Source organism: Brevibacillus laterosporus (genome assembly GCF_030489605.1).
Taxonomy (GTDB): domain Bacteria; phylum Bacillota; class Bacilli; order Brevibacillales; family Brevibacillaceae; genus Brevibacillus_B; species Brevibacillus_B laterosporus_E.
Genome location: NZ_JAUKFY010000017.1, coordinates 22,335 through 40,623, shown reverse-complemented (window position 1 = coordinate 40,623; position 18,289 = coordinate 22,335). Strand labels below are relative to the sequence as shown.

16 protein-coding genes are annotated in these 18,289 nt (G+C 40.8%); 1 reads left to right on the top strand and 15 read right to left on the bottom strand.

What is annotated here, in order from left to right; all coding sequences use genetic code 11:
• Positions 1 to 306: 306 nt before the first annotated feature.
• From QZ995_RS16930 to QZ995_RS16895, 8 genes are all read right to left on the bottom strand, one after another.
• Positions 307 to 1,176 carry a GNAT family N-acetyltransferase gene (locus QZ995_RS16930; RefSeq protein WP_301809060.1) on the bottom strand — a complete coding sequence of 290 codons (870 nt, stop codon included), beginning with the start codon at positions 1,174 to 1,176 and terminating at the stop codon, positions 307 to 309.
• Between the two features lie 12 nt (positions 1,177 to 1,188).
• Complete coding sequence (locus QZ995_RS16925; protein ID WP_301809059.1) at positions 1,189 to 1,614, bottom strand: MarR family winged helix-turn-helix transcriptional regulator; 426 nt, start codon at positions 1,612 to 1,614, stop codon at positions 1,189 to 1,191.
• Between the two features lie 22 nt (positions 1,615 to 1,636).
• Entirely contained in the window at positions 1,637 to 4,123 is a 2,487-nt protein-coding gene (locus QZ995_RS16920) for an excinuclease ABC subunit UvrA (protein ID WP_301809057.1), read from the bottom strand.
• A gap of 200 nt (positions 4,124 to 4,323) precedes the next feature.
• Entirely contained in the window at positions 4,324 to 7,608 is a 3,285-nt protein-coding gene (locus QZ995_RS16915; protein WP_301809056.1) for a collagenase, read from the bottom strand.
• 441 nt (positions 7,609 to 8,049) lie between these two features.
• Positions 8,050 to 8,871 (bottom strand): SPL family radical SAM protein, encoded by an 822-nt coding sequence (locus tag QZ995_RS16910; RefSeq protein WP_301809054.1) that lies wholly within the window; start codon positions 8,869 to 8,871, stop codon positions 8,050 to 8,052.
• Positions 8,872 to 8,927: 56 nt separating this feature from the next.
• Complete coding sequence (locus QZ995_RS16905; protein WP_301809052.1) at positions 8,928 to 9,641, bottom strand: 2OG-Fe(II) oxygenase; 714 nt, start codon at positions 9,639 to 9,641, stop codon at positions 8,928 to 8,930.
• Positions 9,634 to 10,182: a methylated-DNA--[protein]-cysteine S-methyltransferase gene (locus tag QZ995_RS16900; RefSeq protein WP_301809051.1), complete on the bottom strand. Its 549-nt coding sequence runs from the start codon at positions 10,180 to 10,182 to the stop codon at positions 9,634 to 9,636. The genes QZ995_RS16905 and QZ995_RS16900 overlap by 8 nt, the downstream gene beginning before the upstream one ends.
• The gene (locus tag QZ995_RS16895; RefSeq protein WP_301809050.1) at positions 10,166 to 10,786 is read right to left on the bottom strand and encodes a bifunctional transcriptional activator/DNA repair enzyme AdaA; all 621 of its coding nucleotides are present in this window, start codon (positions 10,784 to 10,786) and stop codon (positions 10,166 to 10,168) included. The genes QZ995_RS16900 and QZ995_RS16895 overlap by 17 nt, the downstream gene beginning before the upstream one ends.
• A gap of 155 nt (positions 10,787 to 10,941) precedes the next feature.
• Between QZ995_RS16895 and QZ995_RS16890 the strand changes: the two genes are divergently transcribed.
• Positions 10,942 to 12,048 (top strand): Ada metal-binding domain-containing protein, encoded by a 1,107-nt coding sequence (locus QZ995_RS16890; protein ID WP_301809048.1) that lies wholly within the window; start codon positions 10,942 to 10,944, stop codon positions 12,046 to 12,048.
• A gap of 207 nt (positions 12,049 to 12,255) precedes the next feature.
• Here QZ995_RS16890 and QZ995_RS16885 read toward each other — a convergent pair whose 3' ends face one another.
• The 7 genes from QZ995_RS16885 to QZ995_RS16855 all read right to left on the bottom strand — a co-directional run bounded on the left by QZ995_RS16885 (position 12,256) and on the right by QZ995_RS16855 (position 18,160).
• Positions 12,256 to 13,182, bottom strand: a complete 927-nt coding sequence (locus QZ995_RS16885) for a DMT family transporter (protein WP_301809046.1) — start codon at positions 13,180 to 13,182, stop codon at positions 12,256 to 12,258.
• 45 nt (positions 13,183 to 13,227) lie between these two features.
• Positions 13,228 to 13,893 carry a GntR family transcriptional regulator gene (locus QZ995_RS16880; protein ID WP_301809044.1) on the bottom strand — a complete coding sequence of 222 codons (666 nt, stop codon included), beginning with the start codon at positions 13,891 to 13,893 and terminating at the stop codon, positions 13,228 to 13,230.
• 258 nt (positions 13,894 to 14,151) lie between these two features.
• Positions 14,152 to 15,168, bottom strand: coding sequence for an NADPH dehydrogenase NamA (gene namA / locus QZ995_RS16875; RefSeq protein ID WP_301809043.1), 1,017 nt, complete (start codon positions 15,166 to 15,168; stop codon positions 14,152 to 14,154).
• A gap of 48 nt (positions 15,169 to 15,216) precedes the next feature.
• Complete coding sequence (locus QZ995_RS16870) at positions 15,217 to 16,242, bottom strand: LLM class flavin-dependent oxidoreductase (protein ID WP_301809042.1); 1,026 nt, start codon at positions 16,240 to 16,242, stop codon at positions 15,217 to 15,219.
• Positions 16,243 to 16,359: 117 nt separating this feature from the next.
• Positions 16,360 to 16,665, bottom strand: a complete 306-nt coding sequence (locus QZ995_RS16865; RefSeq protein ID WP_301809207.1) for an ArsR/SmtB family transcription factor — start codon at positions 16,663 to 16,665, stop codon at positions 16,360 to 16,362.
• Positions 16,666 to 16,720: 55 nt separating this feature from the next.
• The gene (gene yfcE / locus QZ995_RS16860; protein WP_301809040.1) at positions 16,721 to 17,272 is read right to left on the bottom strand and encodes a phosphodiesterase; all 552 of its coding nucleotides are present in this window, start codon (positions 17,270 to 17,272) and stop codon (positions 16,721 to 16,723) included.
• Positions 17,273 to 17,323: 51 nt separating this feature from the next.
• Positions 17,324 to 18,160, bottom strand: coding sequence for a protein phosphatase 2C domain-containing protein (locus QZ995_RS16855; RefSeq protein ID WP_301809039.1), 837 nt, complete (start codon positions 18,158 to 18,160; stop codon positions 17,324 to 17,326).
• Positions 18,161 to 18,289 lie beyond the last annotated feature (129 nt).

The following is an 18,289-nucleotide window of genomic DNA, read 5'->3' as shown; positions in this document are numbered from 1 at the left end:
CTCTCTCTTTTTCCTATTATAACGTTTTATACTCCCATTAGGATTGAATTTGCATATCTTCTTACACTTTTGTCTACTGATACACGATCTGCTTATCCCCATCTGTTATGATTAGAGAACCGGCTTTAATGAGTTTACCTTCATGAGTGAAATCTTGCTTTGAAAAGTTAGCAATAACCTTCAAATCAGCTCCGTAAGCTGTCATTTGCACTTGACGATCTTGAAAAAAATTTGATAGTCAGTCATTTCGCGAGTAACTGCTACCGGCTGTTGAAGCTAATGGTTGCTTCATTCGGAGCTGGAACTTCATCCAAATATCTGTGCTGCAATTCCGAATAATGTTTTGTTACGAGCAGGTAAATGATTTGCTTTTGTAATCATGATAGGCGGCTGACTCACCTTTTCAAACCCGCATGCTTCAATATAAGACATAAACGGCTCATTTTCTGAGGGTACATCAATTCTTACCTTACCTGAATGCTTCATAGCCAATTGATTAACGATTGCGAATGCTATATCAGCATTCGGAGCGACGATAGGGCCTACTATGAGATTAATGGGTCCAAGTATAGATAAACCATAGCCTACTACCTGACCGTCAGGACTTTTCACAAGCACTGCCTCTTTTGCCTGATTATATCTATGGCGAAGAAAAGCTCCTCTCTCGACACCAAAGGCATCTTTATCTATTTTTATGACCTGTGGCAAATCTTCCTTTTGCATCGCCTGTATATTAGCTGCTATATTCCTGCTATAAGGGGTAAAACAATAATTTGAGCAAAGATATTTATGAACACAGTCTGTAGAATGAAAGCCCATCTTTTCATACATGGGTTTCCCATCCTCTGTGGCAATCAGCATAGCTGGTGTATAATCAGGAATCGATTCTATGCATTTTTGCGTAGCTTTTCTTCCTAAGCCCAGTCCTCGATATTCCGGACTTACAATGACCATGCCAATAGAGGCTAGTTTGACGCCATACGGGATAATGGCTGCACTTGAGACAATTCTCCCGTCTTTGTTTTTATGTCCATAAACATTGCCTGATAGCAAAATGGTGTTGATTTCATTTTGGTCATAATCCCAACCTACAGAAGACGAAAGCTTTATTAATCCTGGAATATCAGACTCTTCAAATTTTGTTATCGGGGATATTGTATTTTCTAGCCCATTCATATCGTCAATCACCTACTTTGCTTTATGATCAGTCAAATATGTATTCAACTTCGAACAAATTCGGCTAAAGGCTTCGATTTCTTCCTTTGAAAGTGCTTTTCCGATTAATTGAATGATCTCCTTGCGTGAGTTTTCTGCTTTCCTAAGAAAGCTCTCTCCCGCTTCTGTCAAGACAATATGATAATACCGTCTATCTGCTTGACTGCGTTGTTGTTCAATCAGTCCTTTCTGTAAAAGTTTTTTGGTTAATTTTGAGATACCTGATACCGTTATCCCTAGTGCACTCGCCAGTTCATTTGTTGTTTTTGGACCTTGTGTTTGGACAAGCTCTAAAACATTGTACTGGGCAGACGTAATTCCCTCGATATTAAATTTATTATGACGGCTTACAATTTCACATTGAAACGGAATAAAGCTATCCTCCAAGAATTTTGTCAAAAAAGCACCTTCCTTCAAAGCTCTATAAATATGGTTTGATAACAGAATTTGGATTGGCTTTCAGTTGTTGAGGAGTTCCTTGGGCGATCACGCGCCCTCCGTCTTCCCCACCTCCTGGCCCCATCTCAATAATCCAATCAGCCTGACGGATCAAGCTCAAATGATGCTCGATAACAACAACACTGTTTCCTCTATCGACTAATTCATGGAGGACCTGAATGAGTTTATCGGTATCGCTTTCATGTAATCCCACTGAAGGTTCATCTAAAATATACAGTGTATTTCGTCCATCAGCAGTAGCTAGCTCCGAGGCCAATTTAATTCTTTGTGCCTCTCCACCAGACAAGGTATTTGCTGGTTGACCCAATTTTATATATCCTAAGCCAATTTTATCTAAGTAGACAAGCTTTTGTTTGATTTTATCCATTTTTGAAAACAAAGCTAGCGCTTGCTTGACAGTCATCTCTAATACATCAGCAATGTTACATCCATCTATTTTTACTTGCAGTACATTTTCATTATAACGCTTTCCCTCACAAGTAGGACAAACCAGATAGCGCGGGGACATAAAATGCATTTGTAGCTTTATTTTTCCTGTGCCTTTACAGTGCCCGCATCTACCTCCCGCCACATTGAAGGAAAAATCAGATGCTGTTATTTTTATACCTTGTCGGTGTGCTGTTTCTTTAAAAGCCTGACGAATATCATCGAACACTTTGGTGTAGGTAGCCGCATTAGAACGTTCGATTCTGCCCATTGAGGATTGATCGACTACTACTATTCGATTGATTTTTGCTCTCTCTTCCATGTTACGATCCCACTTCTCCAGCAGCTCATCAAAGATTAACGTTGACTTACCGGAGCCTGAAACACCGACAATAGCCGTCATCACATGTAATGGGATATGCACGTCCACATTCTTTAAATTATGGCTACTTGCTTGTTTGATTTGTAAGCCAGCCTGACATTCCCTCGTTGTTTGCCTGATCGCTTTTTTATTCTGTCTCAAGCATTCACCTGTTACGGAGTTTCCTGTATTTTGTACTTCATCAGGCGATCCTTGTACAACTAGAAAGCCGCCTTCACTCCCCGCCTCAGGACCGATATCTACAACGTAATCTGCGTGCTTGACGAGCTCTAAATCATGCTCAATCACAATCACTGTATTGCCAAGATCACGCAGTAATTGCAAGGAGGAGATCAATTTATCGGTATCTTGCGGATGTAATCCTGTAGTCGGCTCGTCCAGCACGCAGACTATGCCTGTTAAATTAGAGTTTAACAGAGCAGCCAGCCGTAATCTCTGTGTCTCACCACCTGATAGCGTCGTAAAAGTTCGATCGAGAGATAAATATCCTAATCCATCTTTACATAGACCCTCAATTCTCTCCTTCAGGTCTGCCAAAATAGGACGAACGGCTTCATAATTTAAGACAGACAAATGATTTTTCAAAGCATCAATCCAACCGTTCAGCGTTTCGATTGATTTTGAAAAGAGTTGATGGATCGATGTGTCGTTCACTTTTACTTCTAGGCTAGCCTTCTTCAATCGAGTCCCTTGGCATTCGGGGCAGACTGCATGTTGTAGAAACGGCATATATTCCTCTCTTTCAACGCTTTCATCTTGCTGGGATTCTTCAAAATAACGCCTCATCAGACTATTAACAGCACCCTCGTATTTCCCTTCTTTCATATCTTTCGGAGCTGGTTTATCCGGTCTCAAGGCTCTTATTCGCTCATCCTCCGTACCATAGAAAAGCAGTGTTTTCATGGCCTCATCAAGCTCACCGATTGGAGTATGTAAATCCTCCTCTCGAAAAGGAATCCCATAGTATTTGGCCGCCCGGACAAGCAAAGGACCGAAATGCCAAACAAAGCCTTTCTTCCAAACCTTAATCCCGCCTTCTTTAATAGAAAGAGAAGCATCAAGAATCGTTTCAAAATTTGGTTCGACGATTTTCCCTAGACCGAAGCATTTTGGACAAGCCCCGGCTAAGGTGTTAAAAGAAAAGTGGGCCATCGTAATATTTTCTACAGGCTTATGACAAAATGGACAAGAATGCACCTCCAAAACCTCATGACCGTTTTTAATCGTATGAACAGGCGATGAGCGCAAAATCGAATATTCTATTGTTTTCGCACAATGAGGACATGCCCTCTCTCCAATAGCTGTATACAGAAGCCGGAGGTATGTATAAATTTCACTGTAGGTTCCGACCGTTGACCGGGGATTTTTATTACATTGCTGCTGACTCACACTAATAATGGGAGATAATCCATAAATTTCGTCATAATCAGGTCTCTGTACATGATCCGCTATTCTACCAATTGCGCCTATAAACTTCCGTTCTCCCTCCTGACACAAAATATCAAACAACAAGGTAGATTTACCTGAGCCAGATACACCTGTTACCACTGATAACTTATTTCTTGGAAATTTGACGCTAATATTCTTTAAATTATTTTGTCTTGCTCCCCGTATTTCAATCCAATCCCGGTTGTTGTTCATGTGATCACCACACTTGAGTTAGTTAATAGTTGACATACTCAATTATAAGGATCAAAATCCATGCTGTAAAGTCTCCTCACTGCTTGATAAACGTTAAAACCCCTTACAGCCACACGTTCGATATCCGTAGAAAGGATATCTATGATTACTGTAAGGGGTGCATAATTATGAGTATAATTGCTTCTTACTTCTTTATAATCCTACTTATTTATCAAAATGGTATATGGGATTACCTCATCTTGATATTTATAGACATACAGATAGTATAGACCAGGTTCGGCTGTATAAGTAGCGCTCATTCTTCCCTTGTCAATCTCTACTGGATACGAAACGGGGTTCTTCAAGTCATCCTCATGGTAGAGCAACCAGTTAATTCCCTCTTTTGTCGTATGCTTCAGAATAATTTCTAAATCACTCTCTTTTTTCAGTTCAAAACGGTAAACATCTGCATTGTCGTCTTCATCTAGTATTCCTTTAACAGGTTCACCTAGCGGCAATGGACCATTCGCGTCTTCGAATCGATTGTTAGGCTCACTTTCTTCAAAATCCTTCGAGCCGCCAGCCAGACTTACCTGATACTTGTAGGAAACAGGCTCCTCTGTTGTTGAATACACATAAAGGTAATATCGTCCTGGTTTTGCTTCAAGAGTCGCCATTAACTGATCGCCGTCTCCTTGATTTGGATAAGCAATATAATTTTCCAGATCGTCCTCGTGGAATAATTGCCACGCCACTCCTTTTCCATCCTTCACTTCTACTGAAACATCAATGTTATCTGTTTTTTTCACATCAAAATAAAATACATCCTCATGTTTCTTTTGGCTCAGCTCACCCTTTAGTTGCTTCCCAAATGCTTTTAATTTGCTAGCATTTTCGAAAGAATCATTAGAGTTATCCGACGGCTTATTAGCTTTTTCACTAATGGTTACTGTTGTCTTTTTGGTCACTTTCTGTTTAGCATCATCGGTTACCTCCAAGCTCACCTCGTAGGTTCCTGCTTCATCATACACGTGTGTTGGATTCTCTTCTTGGCTTGTCTGGCCATCGCCGAAATCCCATTGGTAAGACATAATCTTTCCGTCTTTATCGCGTGTTCCTTTGCTGCTAAACGAAACGGACTCGCCTACAGCTCCTGTATACGGACCATTTATTACTACTACAGGGGCTAGGTTTCCGCTATCACTACCTTCTGGCAGTTTGCCGTGGAACACTACATCATAGGAGAATCTGCCATCCTTCGTTACCTTATAATTCACAAAGTAAGCGGTTAGAGTCCGATAACCATTCCAAGACTTTTTACTTAATTTGTTCAAGAAGTCATCTGTTGCTTGATTCATCTTCTTCCAATCTTGCTCTTCTCCTGCTGATCTGTCGCCAATATAGGTTCCATGTAAGGTGAAGGTATTGAAAAATTCTGATCCGTGCTCTGCGGTCTCTACGTCACGCAAGCCTGTAACTTCAGACATTTCCGCATAGATTTCTTCTTTCTGTTTTGGCTCCACTTCCTTTAGATAATCATCCGATACAAGTGGCACATCCCAATTTTCATAATTCTGTACCAGCTCATCAATCGTCTGTTGATATGCGTCATTTACGCGCTTGTCTCTGCTCAACTGCTCAATATATCGATCAAATTGTGCTACGTCGTTTTTCATAATAGCGTTATGAATGCTATCCATCATTGGAAAATCGTTTTGGAACAAATGATACTGCATGGCAAATCCATAATTATAAAAATTCCACGAACCGTATTGAGCATGCAGGGTATCTGACACAGACATACGGCTAGATTGATCATCATATCTTAGGTTACCTACAACAGATTTGCGTGGATGAATGCCATCTGTTCTGGTAGCGCCGGCAAAAAATTCTGCCCCGCCTTCTTCAAACCAAGGCAAGCGTCCATTTTGATACATCTCTCCTCGACCGAACAATCCTGGAACCACGTACCGGCCTTGTAAGTAATGGGTAAACTCATGACGGAACAATTCCTCTAGTGAATAAATGCTTTGCTCTGGGGTTCTGTCATAGGTAAAGAATGTCCCATCCCCCTCAATGTATATCCCGCCATTTTCCGTTTCATAACCGTATAAAGATTTGTTCATTCTGTATTCATCAGGGTTATTGTAGATGACCACAGACAGCACATCATCAGGATTGCCCTTTTCCAGCTCTTGGTCATTACCTACGACACGGTGAAATTGAGCTTTTACTTCTTTCGCAGCCCAATAAAGTCGCTGTAGCTGTTCCTCCGTTAGCTGATCCCCTGTACGGAAGATAAATTTTCCTCCATCAAATTCATAGCGATTTGGCAGATATTTCTTTTTCCCTTCTTCTTTTAATTGCTTCAGATCAATTTGGTTACCATAGTAATTCTTTTCATCATAGTGATAATAAATTTGCTCTGCTGCCACAAAATACAATTCGCTAAGCTTTGGATACAAATTCATTGCTTCCGTGAGAATTTGATTACCTTTCTCCGGGGTACTGTGGTAATGCCCTAAAGAACCGGTGTAGTACAAACCGTTGCTAACTAGCCACGAAAGATCACTAGATGCCCGATCCTTGTGGGCGATGCGGAACATTTGTTCCAAGTATTCATCAATTCTTCCATTAAACGCTTTTTGATCCTCTGGTTCACGCACTTGCCACATGAGCACGTACCCAATCCCTTGAATTACAGAATAAAAGGAACTGCTCATATCTCGATCTTTTCCATACTCATCAAAATGATCAATAAAGTCTGAAACTAGACCCGTAAAATTTGTTATGATCTCAACATCTACCGTAGTATTTGAGATAAGTTTCCCCGTAGCACCGATAACTTCCTGTTGTGTCTTAGTTCCCCATGCAAAATACTTGTTTGCCATAATGATCTTAACAGCAGGCAGTACCTTTTTCTTATAATCTGGCTGGTCAAGGTATTTTAACTCATTATGGTAGTAGCCCAGATAATAACCTGATCGTAAAACCTCTACCAATGTCGAAATTCCGCGTGCATCATGATCAGTAAAGGACCTGCCACTGTCCTGAAGGGCATTAATAACAGCCTGAACCCGATCGCGGTCTGAATAGAATTCAACTGAATCTGAATTAAATTTGAATAAATCAGGGATATCCTTCCATTCTATCTTACGTAGAACTTCTACTAGCTCTTCATAGCTAAGTCTATTTAAGTATGACATACTGTACGTTTTTTGTTCAGCATGATTTGCTTGAAGGGCTTGTCGTTTAGCTCGCTTGCTTTTTTTCTCTAGCTGGGAAAAAGTTTCCGCATGAAGCTCCTCTTCTCCCAGTGGAGTCACCTCAGCTCCGAGTACCCCTGCACCTGTTTTGAACTGAGGTAAAGGAGGCTGCTTGCTTAGTGAAAATACAGATTTGTTTACTGTGTTTGTTGCTGCATTGGCAGGTGTAGGTAGCCATAATGCACCATTGGAGAGTAAAACTGCACTTGCCGTCATCATACTTAGCCACTTGTAATTCATCTCTTCTAATCGACTCCTTTTTTTAATTGGAATTTTATTTCCATACAATAGTATCGGCAAAAAAACCAGAACTGGAAATATTACCTAATGCCTATTTTTATCTAATTTGTGTCCAAATATAGAATATTGTTAACCAATTAATTGTTTCGGATAATATGTTTATTGAAAATTCTAAAAATAAACAAAGGTTTATGTATGATTTTTTGCTAACAATGTTAATAAAAAATTGCTCTCATATTCTTCAAGACACGATTACTACCCTAAAAACTTCCAAAATATATGAAAGGGAACCTGCATTACAGAATATTTACCAGTTATGACATCAATTTCTGAAACTATTTAGGAGTATTTCGAGCGGCACTCCATTTGAATATTCATTTGTTACAAAAAAAAAATAGCCTCCCTCACAGGACGCTACATGCTGCTAATCGTTTGGATTTTTCAGTAAGGAGCAAATCCCTTCTGGCTTATGAATACCTGATCAGTGGAAAAAACACGTCTAAATCGATCATAAACTATTTGATAGGCAGAGGGATGATACCATTCGATTACATTTAGCTTATGATAGTGCAAGTCGATCCCCAGATTCCTAGTTCGTCTTCCTCCACTACCGTCCCCCGTAAAATAATCATCGATACAGATGCGATCAACCAGCGTTCGGAGCTTATCAGGGAATTCTTCGCTGATGGGCAATAGTGGTGCAATGGTTGCCTGGGTGGGTACGCCTGCATCTGCTAAAAGCTGAAGTGCCTTTAATCTGGCAGGAATAGGTGGTGCATGAGGTGTAAAATGCTTACGGATATCCTCTCGATCCGTCTCTATGGTCATGCTTACTCGCACCTTTTTCTCCATGCGTAGTAATAAATCAATGTCCCGACTAACAAGAGGACTGCGGGTTTGGATAAATAAAAAATCAGGTGGGTTCTCCAGCATCGTCTCCAAAAGAGATCTTGTCACCTTTTCCTTATGTTCAATTGGTTGGTAAGGATCTGTGCTCGATGACATGAATATCGTTACCTTCCCTTTGCTTTTTTCCCTTCTGAGCTCCTTGCGTAATACATCCGCCGCTTCCTGTTTGATGTCCACCCAGGTTCCCCATTCCTCCTTACGAAATAGTGAGACAGGCATTTGTTGTACATAGCAATAGGAACATCCAAAGGAACAACCAGTATAAGGATTCAACGAATGAGTGTAATCGGAAAGAAAACCTGTCCCTTTATTTAGCAGTGTTTTGGGATATTTATAAAAAAACTCACTCTTCATCTCACTCGCTCCTTTGCTGCATATTAGCTTGTTTTAGTATATTTGTTAGGTGTAAATCACTTTGCATCATGGAAAATAATACCGAGCGTATATCTTGTACCGGAAGTAATCGTGCTGACACCATGCCGTATCTTGATCTTATAATACCCGCGTGAACCTAGTGCCGGACGATAATTAGCAGGAAAAATTAGTCCTGACCCTTGTTCTAGGGTTATCACATGCCCTCGACTTTGCGCCCTTGGCCGTTGTTCCAGCAGCAAAAACTCGCCGCCCGTATAATCTATCTCTCTTTGGGAGAGCGCGAATACTACTTGAAGTGGAAAGTAGACATCTCCATACAAGTCCTGATGCAGACAATTGTATCCTCCGGCTTCGTATTTAAGGAGTAAGGGTGTTGATTTTGTCTGCCCCTGCTGATGGCATTCAGTGAGAAATTCTGAGAGCGAAGGTGGATAGCATTCCTCATGATCAAGCTGCTTCAGCCATCGGTTAGCCGTTTTCGCCAATTCAGGATAGAAGCCTTCCCGAAGCTGTTGCAACAAATCTGGAAGGGGAGCTTGATAATATTTATACTCCCCGATGCCGAATCGAAATCTAGCCATATCAATCGTATTCCGAAAATACTCTTCTTTTTCATACATGTTCACTATTTCGTTACATTCCTTCTTAGCCAAGAAAGCTGGAATTGTAGCATAGCCCTGCTCATCCATCGTCTGTTGCACTTTATTCCAATCTATGGCGGCGATCCGTTCTGTGAGGCAATCAGGCATATTGCTTACTCTCCTTTCTCAAATCAGTTTCCTTTTCAAAGCGCAGAAGCTTGGTTTTCATTTCCAATCCACCCCGATAGCCCGTTAATGAACCATTTTTCCCAATCACCCGATGGCAGGGAACCGTAATTAAAACGGGATTAGCACCAATTGCTGTGCCAACAGCCCGTACTGCATCTGGTTTTTGTATTCGATGCGCAATATCGGAATAAGACCGGGTTTGCCCATATGGTATTTCACAAAGGGCATTCCACACAGCAAGCTGAAAGGGCGTACCAAATAAATCAAAGTCGATAGAGAACTCTTTACGTGTGCCTTGAAAATACTCAACCAATTCTGCTGCATACCCTTGTAATTTTTCATTATCAAGCACCAATTCACCTTTCGGAAACCGATTCCTTACCCAATTTTCCAATTCCTCAAAAGATTGATTTTGCGAACCTACATAACAAAGTCCCGCCGCTGTTGCAGCAATGTAGAGGTTCCATTCCGAGTGGACCAGCCTTGAATAGTAAATTGTCTGTTTACTTTTTGCTGTCACTTTGCAACACCTCCATGTCTTGTGTATTCTTATGTAACTGACGAAATTTTTTAGGCGTCTGTCCTGTTATTTTCTTAAACAAAGTGATGAAGTACGGTGTGTTGGGCATCCCCACCGTCATTGCGATATCCGTAATCGTCTTATCAGATTGAATGAGATAATCCATGGCTTTATTTATTCTCGTCTGTTGAATATATTCGATTGGGGTCATCCCCTTAATGCGTTTAAATGTTCGATGCATATGATAAGGACTTCCATGACATATATCTGCTAAAAGTTCTAGCGTCAATACCTCACTGTAATTCTTATTGATATAATCCGTAATCTGTGTCACCCATTCAACATCAGGCAAACGTTGTCCTGTTGGCTTGCACCGCTTACAAGGCCGAAAATTTTCTGACAGCGCCTCTTCTGCGGTAAAAAATATACGAACATTGTCCTTTTTAGGCTCTCTAGACCTACAAGAAGGTCTGCAAAAGATACCTGTAGTTTTCACCGCATAAAAAAATGTATCATTGTACGATGCATCGTTATGAATGATCGCCTGCCACTTTTCATCGGTTAGATAATGGTGCTTCTCTCCTTGCCTTTGGCTATCTCTCATCTGGTTCACCTCCATCCACAGTATACCCTCCAGAACGAACCTATGTACGATTTTAGGATTGTAATGGCAAGATAGTGAAATTTTATAGAAGTCATTTATGTTAAAACTAGTAGTGTGCTTGTGTGCTTGTATTGCATGAAATGGAGGAAACTTTTATGGAAAAAACAACAAGTTATTCAAAGTGGGATGCTCCTTATTTCACTGGTAAAAAAATAGAGAAGATATATTGTTTCCCATGGTGTACGGAAAGGTTTCATCCAGAAAACACGATTCGATTTCAATCGCGAGCGAATGCTGAACAGGCAGGATACCGGCCTTGTAAAAAATGCTGTTCCACTCTTCCTATAGGCGCATGGACGGATAAACAGAGTGAGCTAACACTTGTTGTGCCAAAGGAATTCAGCTTTAACGAAAATATGAAATATTTGTCTAAAGAGCCTAATGAATGCTTATTCTATTGTAAGAACCAACGAATTTACAGAGCCATTCCCATTGAAGAGGAAACACCTGTAGTAGAAATACGCTCAGATCAGGATAACATGTTACATATTCGCTTTCTAGGAACTACAATGCCATCCGGCAAATGGATACGAGCAGAAGTAGCCCGTTATGTAAGAGATTGGTTTGATTTGGATACAGACTTGCGCCCTTTTTACGATTTGGCTAAATCAGATGCATTGCTACAAAGAGCAGTTACTACTTTTACTGGCCTACGAAATATTGGAATTCCTGATCTGTTCGAAGCAATCTGCTGGGGAATTATCGGGCAGCAAATCAATCTGCCCTTCGCATATACGTTGAAAAGACGACTGGTGGAAGCCTTTGGCCGAAGCATTGAATGTGATGGCGAAACGTATTGGATATTCCCCTCCTCGCATGATATTGCCGCTTTGACAATGGAAGACTTGAGGGGATTACAAATGACAGCTAAAAAATGTGAGTATCTGATTGGCGTAGCTCAGCTTATGGTGGACGGTAAACTAACTAAAGAGCAATTAGGGAACTGCGGAGATTATAAAAGAGCGGAAAACATGCTTGTCAAAATCCGCGGCATTGGACCATGGACTGCTAATTACGTTTTAATGCGTTGCCTGAGGATGCCCTCCGCTTTTCCAATAGATGATGTAGGTTTACACAATGCGATTAAATATCTTCAGGGCACTCCACAAAAGCCCACGAAAGCAGAAATTTTAAAACTTTCTGCGACATGGACAAATTGGGAAGCCTATGCCACCTTTTATTTGTGGAGATTTCTCTATTAATCATAGCTGTTTAGCCGTCTAAGATGAACTGTTCCTCAACGTTATAGCTTAGAGAAGTCAAAAATGTAGGTGTTGCGGAATTGTAATTTGCCCCTGCAGGGAACAACTTTTTCTTTTTTATTCATAAAAACACCGGTATTCCATAACGGGATACCGGCCTTTTTCTGTATTGCTCCATTTATTTTTCATTTCGATAAGTTGGAGGAGCTAATTTGTCTTAACTGTTTCCTTATGCCCACCCAAGGACAGGATGGCAATGGTAATAAGAATACACAGGGTGCCCAACCAATCCGTTAAACCAAAGGGTACCTGTAGCCAAATCACTGATAGGACGGCGGCAGAAACAGGCTCTACACAAGCTAATAAACTGGTTTCGGGAGCACTAAGGTACTTAAGACTCTCCAAATAACAGTAAAAGGCAATCAGTGTTCCAAATAGTACAATAAAAATTACGGCTAAAGTGGAAGAAATCGACCATTGTCCCTCCAGCCTCCAAGGGGGATGAACAAAACTAAAGCCGATACCCCCTATTAGCATCGCCCAGCCTACTACGATAGCTGCCCCCCATTTAGCAAGAAGCTTATGTGGATGTAATGTATAAAAAGCCAATGCTACTGCCGAGGATATCCCCCAGAATAATGCTAATCCAGAAATAGAGAGGCTATTGATGCTTCCATGTGTAACCAGTAAAAATGTTCCCAACAGAGCCAGAACGACAGCTAGCAATTCTTTTAAAGCGGGAAAACTTTTCAAACGGATCGCTACATAGCATGTAATCATCACAGGTGCCAAATATTGAAGGATAGTAGCTGTCGCAGCATTTCCATGCTTAATAGCTGCAAAATAAGTATATTGAACAGCTAACATCCCTAGGATACCAAATAAGATAAGACTTAGTCGCTCTTTGTTGTTTTTCCAAATTCCCCAGACATTTTGTTTCTCTTTTCTATAGGCAACTCCTAATAGAATAATACCTGACAGTAGTAGACGTATAACAACTAACCATTCGGGACTAAAGCCTTGTTGCTGAAACAAATATTGAGCAACGGTGCCGGATATCCCCCACAGCATAGCTCCTGTTAGTACGAGGGTAACTCCGATTTTTCTCGACAATACAATCTTTTCAGTTTTCATATGGTCTCCTCACTCATCTGTTCATCTTCAGGATTATTTATATCATTACATCAGCTGATATACTTCTTTCATAGGACGCAGCCAATTTTGTTCCATAATCTCTGCGGCAAGTTTTCCATTTTTTTGGACAAAAGCTTGTACGATTCTCTCATGTTCATCAATAGACTCTTCCTTTGGAATGTGCTGTTGCTTGAAGAAGATATATTCTAAGCGTTGAATATGTAACTGAAGAACAGATGTAAAATTTATGATATATGGATTGTCGACAATTTCTAAAATACTTGTATGAAATTGGCTATCCATTTCTACAATTCTTGGTACATCTTTATCGTAGATTGCTTGTTTATAACTGGCATTGAGCTCGTTTAATATGGCAATTTGCTCTTCTGTAATCGCAGTCGCAGCTAATTTGGCCGCTAATGCTTGAAGTGAAGCAAGTGGTAAATACATTGTCTGTACATCTTCTTTTGAAACAGTAGTAACTCTTGTATCGCGTCCTCGATATGTCTCAATAAAGCCTTGGACCTCTAGTAGCTGAAAGGCTTCCCTCACAGGAGTCCTGCTCACCCCGATCGCCTCTGCAATTTCAGCATCGTATAGCTTCTCTCCAGGCTCTAAGGTTCCGTCGATAATCCAGCTTTGCAGCTGACGAAAGGCTTTTTCTTTTGCAGTTAACCGAATAGAAGAAGTGTAATTCTTAGGAATTGGCATAGGAACCCCTCTTTATAAAGTATTTTAGGTTTTATTTAAATTATCAGAAATATATTTCATATATATACTATAACTTATAACATTTTATCTATAAGGTCAAACTAATTGCTCGTTTTCTAAACATTCTCAAACTAGCACAGACTTTTTAGGAATCATTTTACAAAAAAAGCTAGAATCCTATATGCTAAAAGGATTACTAGCTTCTCATGGTTAATCTATTTAAATCTTGCAAGAAATTGATGTGGTCACAATTTTAGCTTACCAGCCCCTTTGATACTGTCTAGGTGCCTCAATCTCTACTTGTAATTCATCTGCCGCACCCCTGGCCCAGTATGGATTTCGCAACAGCTCGCGGCCTAATATGATTAAATCTGCACGATTATTTTGTAAAATCTCCTCGGCTTGTAGCGGAGAGGTAATCAAACCTACAGCACCAGTTGGGATGTTCGCCTCTTCTTTTATCTGTTCTGATAATTTTACTTGATAGCCTGGATACACATGAATAGCTGCCCGTACGAGTGCACCCGAGCTAACGTCAATGAGGTCCACTCCCTGGTCTCTCATCCAAGCTGCGAATTGTACGTGATCCTCGATAGTCAATCCTCCTTCTGTATAATCGGTAGCGGAGACACGCACCATCAATGGCCCTTCCCAAACACTTTTCACCTCTGTTATTACTTTAGATAACATGCGGTATCTATTTTCCTGAGAGCCCCCATATTCGTCTGTTCGTTGATTAGAGAGCGGGGATAAAAATTCATGCAATAAATATCCGTGAGCCGCATGAATTTCAATGACATCAAAACCCGCTTGCTTAGCTCTCGCTGCACCTTGCTTAAATGCTTCTATTGTCTGTTTGATTTTTTCAACAGACATTTCTTCTGGAACACGGCTACTCTCATCAAATGCAATAGCCGATGGTCCAAAGATGGAACCGGGAACCTCTGCTTTACGCCCAGCATGGGCTAATTGAATCCCTATTTTAGCTCCATACTGATGTGCTTGCTCGACAATTTTATGTAATCCAGCTATGTGGTCATCATTCCATATCCCCAGGTCAAATTCCGAAATCCGTCCCTGTGCTTCAACAGCAGTTGCTTCCACGATTATAAGACCTACCTGTCCAACTGCGCGCGTTGCATAGTGCGTAATATGAAATTCAGTAGCTTTTCCGTCCTTTTCAGTTGCAGAATACATGCACATAGGAGCCATGACAATCCGGTTTTTCAATGTAACCTCTTTTAATTGATAGGGTTGAAATAATTTAACAGTCATCTTGCTTCCTCCTCGATTTTGTTTTTTTGCATATATTTGAATGATTTTTTAGCGGTATGTTTTACCCGTATCGGCATCAGCAACGGCCTGCTGTAATAAAGCATAGGATCGTTTACGGGCATTTATATCATAAATAGGAGAAACGGCCATCAATTCTTCAATCGGATATCGCTCTTGTAGCGCTCTGATTTTGAGAGCAATGGTTTTTACAGATCCGATCAGGATAGTATGCTTCATTGCTTCTATCTCGGCTAATTCATTTGCTGTATAGGGATGGGTACTCACCGTCTTTGGGCTAGCAAGTGGTTGCAACCGCCCTCTATACAATAAATGCGTAAGATGTAGCGCGCTTAGAGCAAGTTCATTCGCCTCCTCATCCGTATCCGCCACAATAATTTTCATGGCAGCAAGCATTTTCGGTTGCATAAGACGGGATGATGCTTGAAATGTACGTAGATAATGGCCGATAGCCTGATCCATCGCCCCTGGTTGGGAATTGATAAAATGAGCAAATGCATACGGCAATCCCAATTGCCCAGCTACAATACCGCTATTGTCACTAGATCCAAGCATCCAGATTTCAGGCTTATGCGATGGGACTGGCGTAGCTTTCAATCCTGGGAAAGGCTGCTTTACACTCCATTTGTCATCAATATAGCTAATCAGATGCTGGACTTGCTTTGGAAAGGTATCAATATCGCGGGCCTGTAAATCCTGTAAAGCTCTAGTTGAAATCGGCATTCCCCCTGGCGCCCGACCAATTCCTACGTCAATACGGCCTGGAGCCAAAGCACTTAAAACATTAAAATTTTCTGCCACTTTATATGCGCTGTAATGCGGAAGCATGACACCCCCCGACCCGACACGGATTCTTTTCGTCTTTGCCGCTAAATAAGCGATCAGAACTTCTGGTGAAGAACCAGCCAGTGCTTCGGAATGATGATGCTCAGACACCCAATACCTGTGATACCCAATTTCATCTACGTACTGCGCTAGCTCAGTCGTTTGCTCCAAAGCTAGCTCTGGGGTTCCCCCTTCTATTACATACGATTGATCCAGTACACTAATTTTCATGGGTCTCTCCTTTTGAAAATACTTCATGTGTAAACACTACACTATTTTAAATCGGCATATCGGGAATTTTCGATGTGAGTTTAAAAAAGAAAAATGAAACGGTGTTCCACTCTTCTTTTACAACTCCTCTCGGAAATATGTAGCCAGCTTCTGCAACATTTCCTCATTTCTGCGGTAATACGTCCATTGGCCAAAGCGTCTAGCTTCTAATAAGCCTGCTCTCTGCATAATCGCTAGATATTGTGACGTGGTTGATTGAGAAAGACCTGCTTTTTCTTGAATTTGTCCTACACAGATTCCCCCCGGAAAATTCTCATAATTACAGGAAGATGGGGAAAAGTGCAGCTCTGGCTCCTTTAACCAATGTAACATTTGCAATCTGGTTTCATTTGATAAAGCTTTAAAAATCATAACATAATCCATAAGGATAATTATATCGATATTTTCCGATATGTCAATAACAACATTCATTTTCAAATCAGTTCTGGATAAGTGAAATCTCCATATACACTTCTCCATTCAACCTTTTAATCAAGAACTGATCACCCTCGATCACTCCATATGTATGCGGATGATTCTCTTTAGGAATAGCTACAGAACCAGGATTTAATATGAACAGCTCTCCTTTTTTCTTGGCCATCGGGATATGTGTATGACCGTGGATTAACACATCTCCAGCCGATAATGCTGGATGATGATCCTCATGATAAATATGTCCATGTGTCACAAAAATACGCCGTTTATCCATAATTATCGTATGAGAATCACTCATAATCGGGAAATGAAGGAGCATTTGATCTACTTCTGAATCACAATTTCCGCGCACAGCTACAATGCTGGCAGCATACCGGTTCAGTAGATTGGCTACTTCAGAAGGATTGTATCCATCTGGCAAAGCATTGCGCGGTCCATGATACATCACATCTCCTGCCAGGATGATATGGGTTGCTTGTTCTCTTTCAAATGCTTCTAGGGCTGCTTTCACATAGGTCAAAGAACCGTGGATGTCTGAGAGAAAAAATAACTTCATGCTGATTACCACCTTTTCATTTGATTCATTCCCTATTATACCAACCTTCGCTTATAGTGTAAGAATAATACCCGTTTTGTCATCAGACGTTTTAAATCTTGGGTATTTCATACATTCTGGATCGCTTTCTTCTAGCTTTGTTAAGGCTTTTGCATAGTCTTTTAGTCCCATCTCTAGTATTTTATGAACCATCCATGACCAATCCTGCTTTTCCTGATTGGCTAATGGCCAAAACAATCCGTCCGTAATGATGACCACATTCTTTACTCCTGCACGATTTATTCTGCCATATTCCACATATTCTGTGGCTTGTTCCTCTCCGTTTAGTACGCCGTAGCCATGCGGTTCATTTTGCAATTCACGATTTTGTATAATCAAATCTCGAATGAACAGGCTTAATTCTGTGCGAGATAGTAAACCATGCTCAATACCCTCCTGCCATTTTCGCAATGTGCGTTCTTCCAGTACTTCCACTTGTGGACGAGTTAATATACGTACATTGTCATTTTCATAGACAGCAAAAATCATGCAATCTCCCGTCTGAGCATAAGATATGCCGTGCTTCTCGATTGTCACGATTCCAACTGCGGCTCCCCATAGTTTCTGTTTGGAGGAAAGATCAATTCCCGCCTCCTGCATATGTAGGCGAATGAGTAAATTAGCAGTCGATATGTGTTCCGGTAGCGGGATAAGACGATGTATCTGTGTAAAATAACGAGCAATGGTTGTTGAAGCCAAGTATCCATCGGTCTGTTTAAGATCATTCATGTATCCATGTAATGAAGTAACACCATCAACCACACCATATAGAGGGAGGGTTGGATGAACAATTAACGCATCTTCGTTTAAATAGCCGATACCCTTGCTAGTAAACGTTTCCATTCTCATTATAGTACCCTCCTGCATTTTTCTATGCATCTGTTTTATTTTAAATAATCATACTTATTTTTTTATTATAACTTTTTTCCGCAAAAAAAGAACAACCGGCCTGTCCGATTGTTCTGTCGCATCTATCGC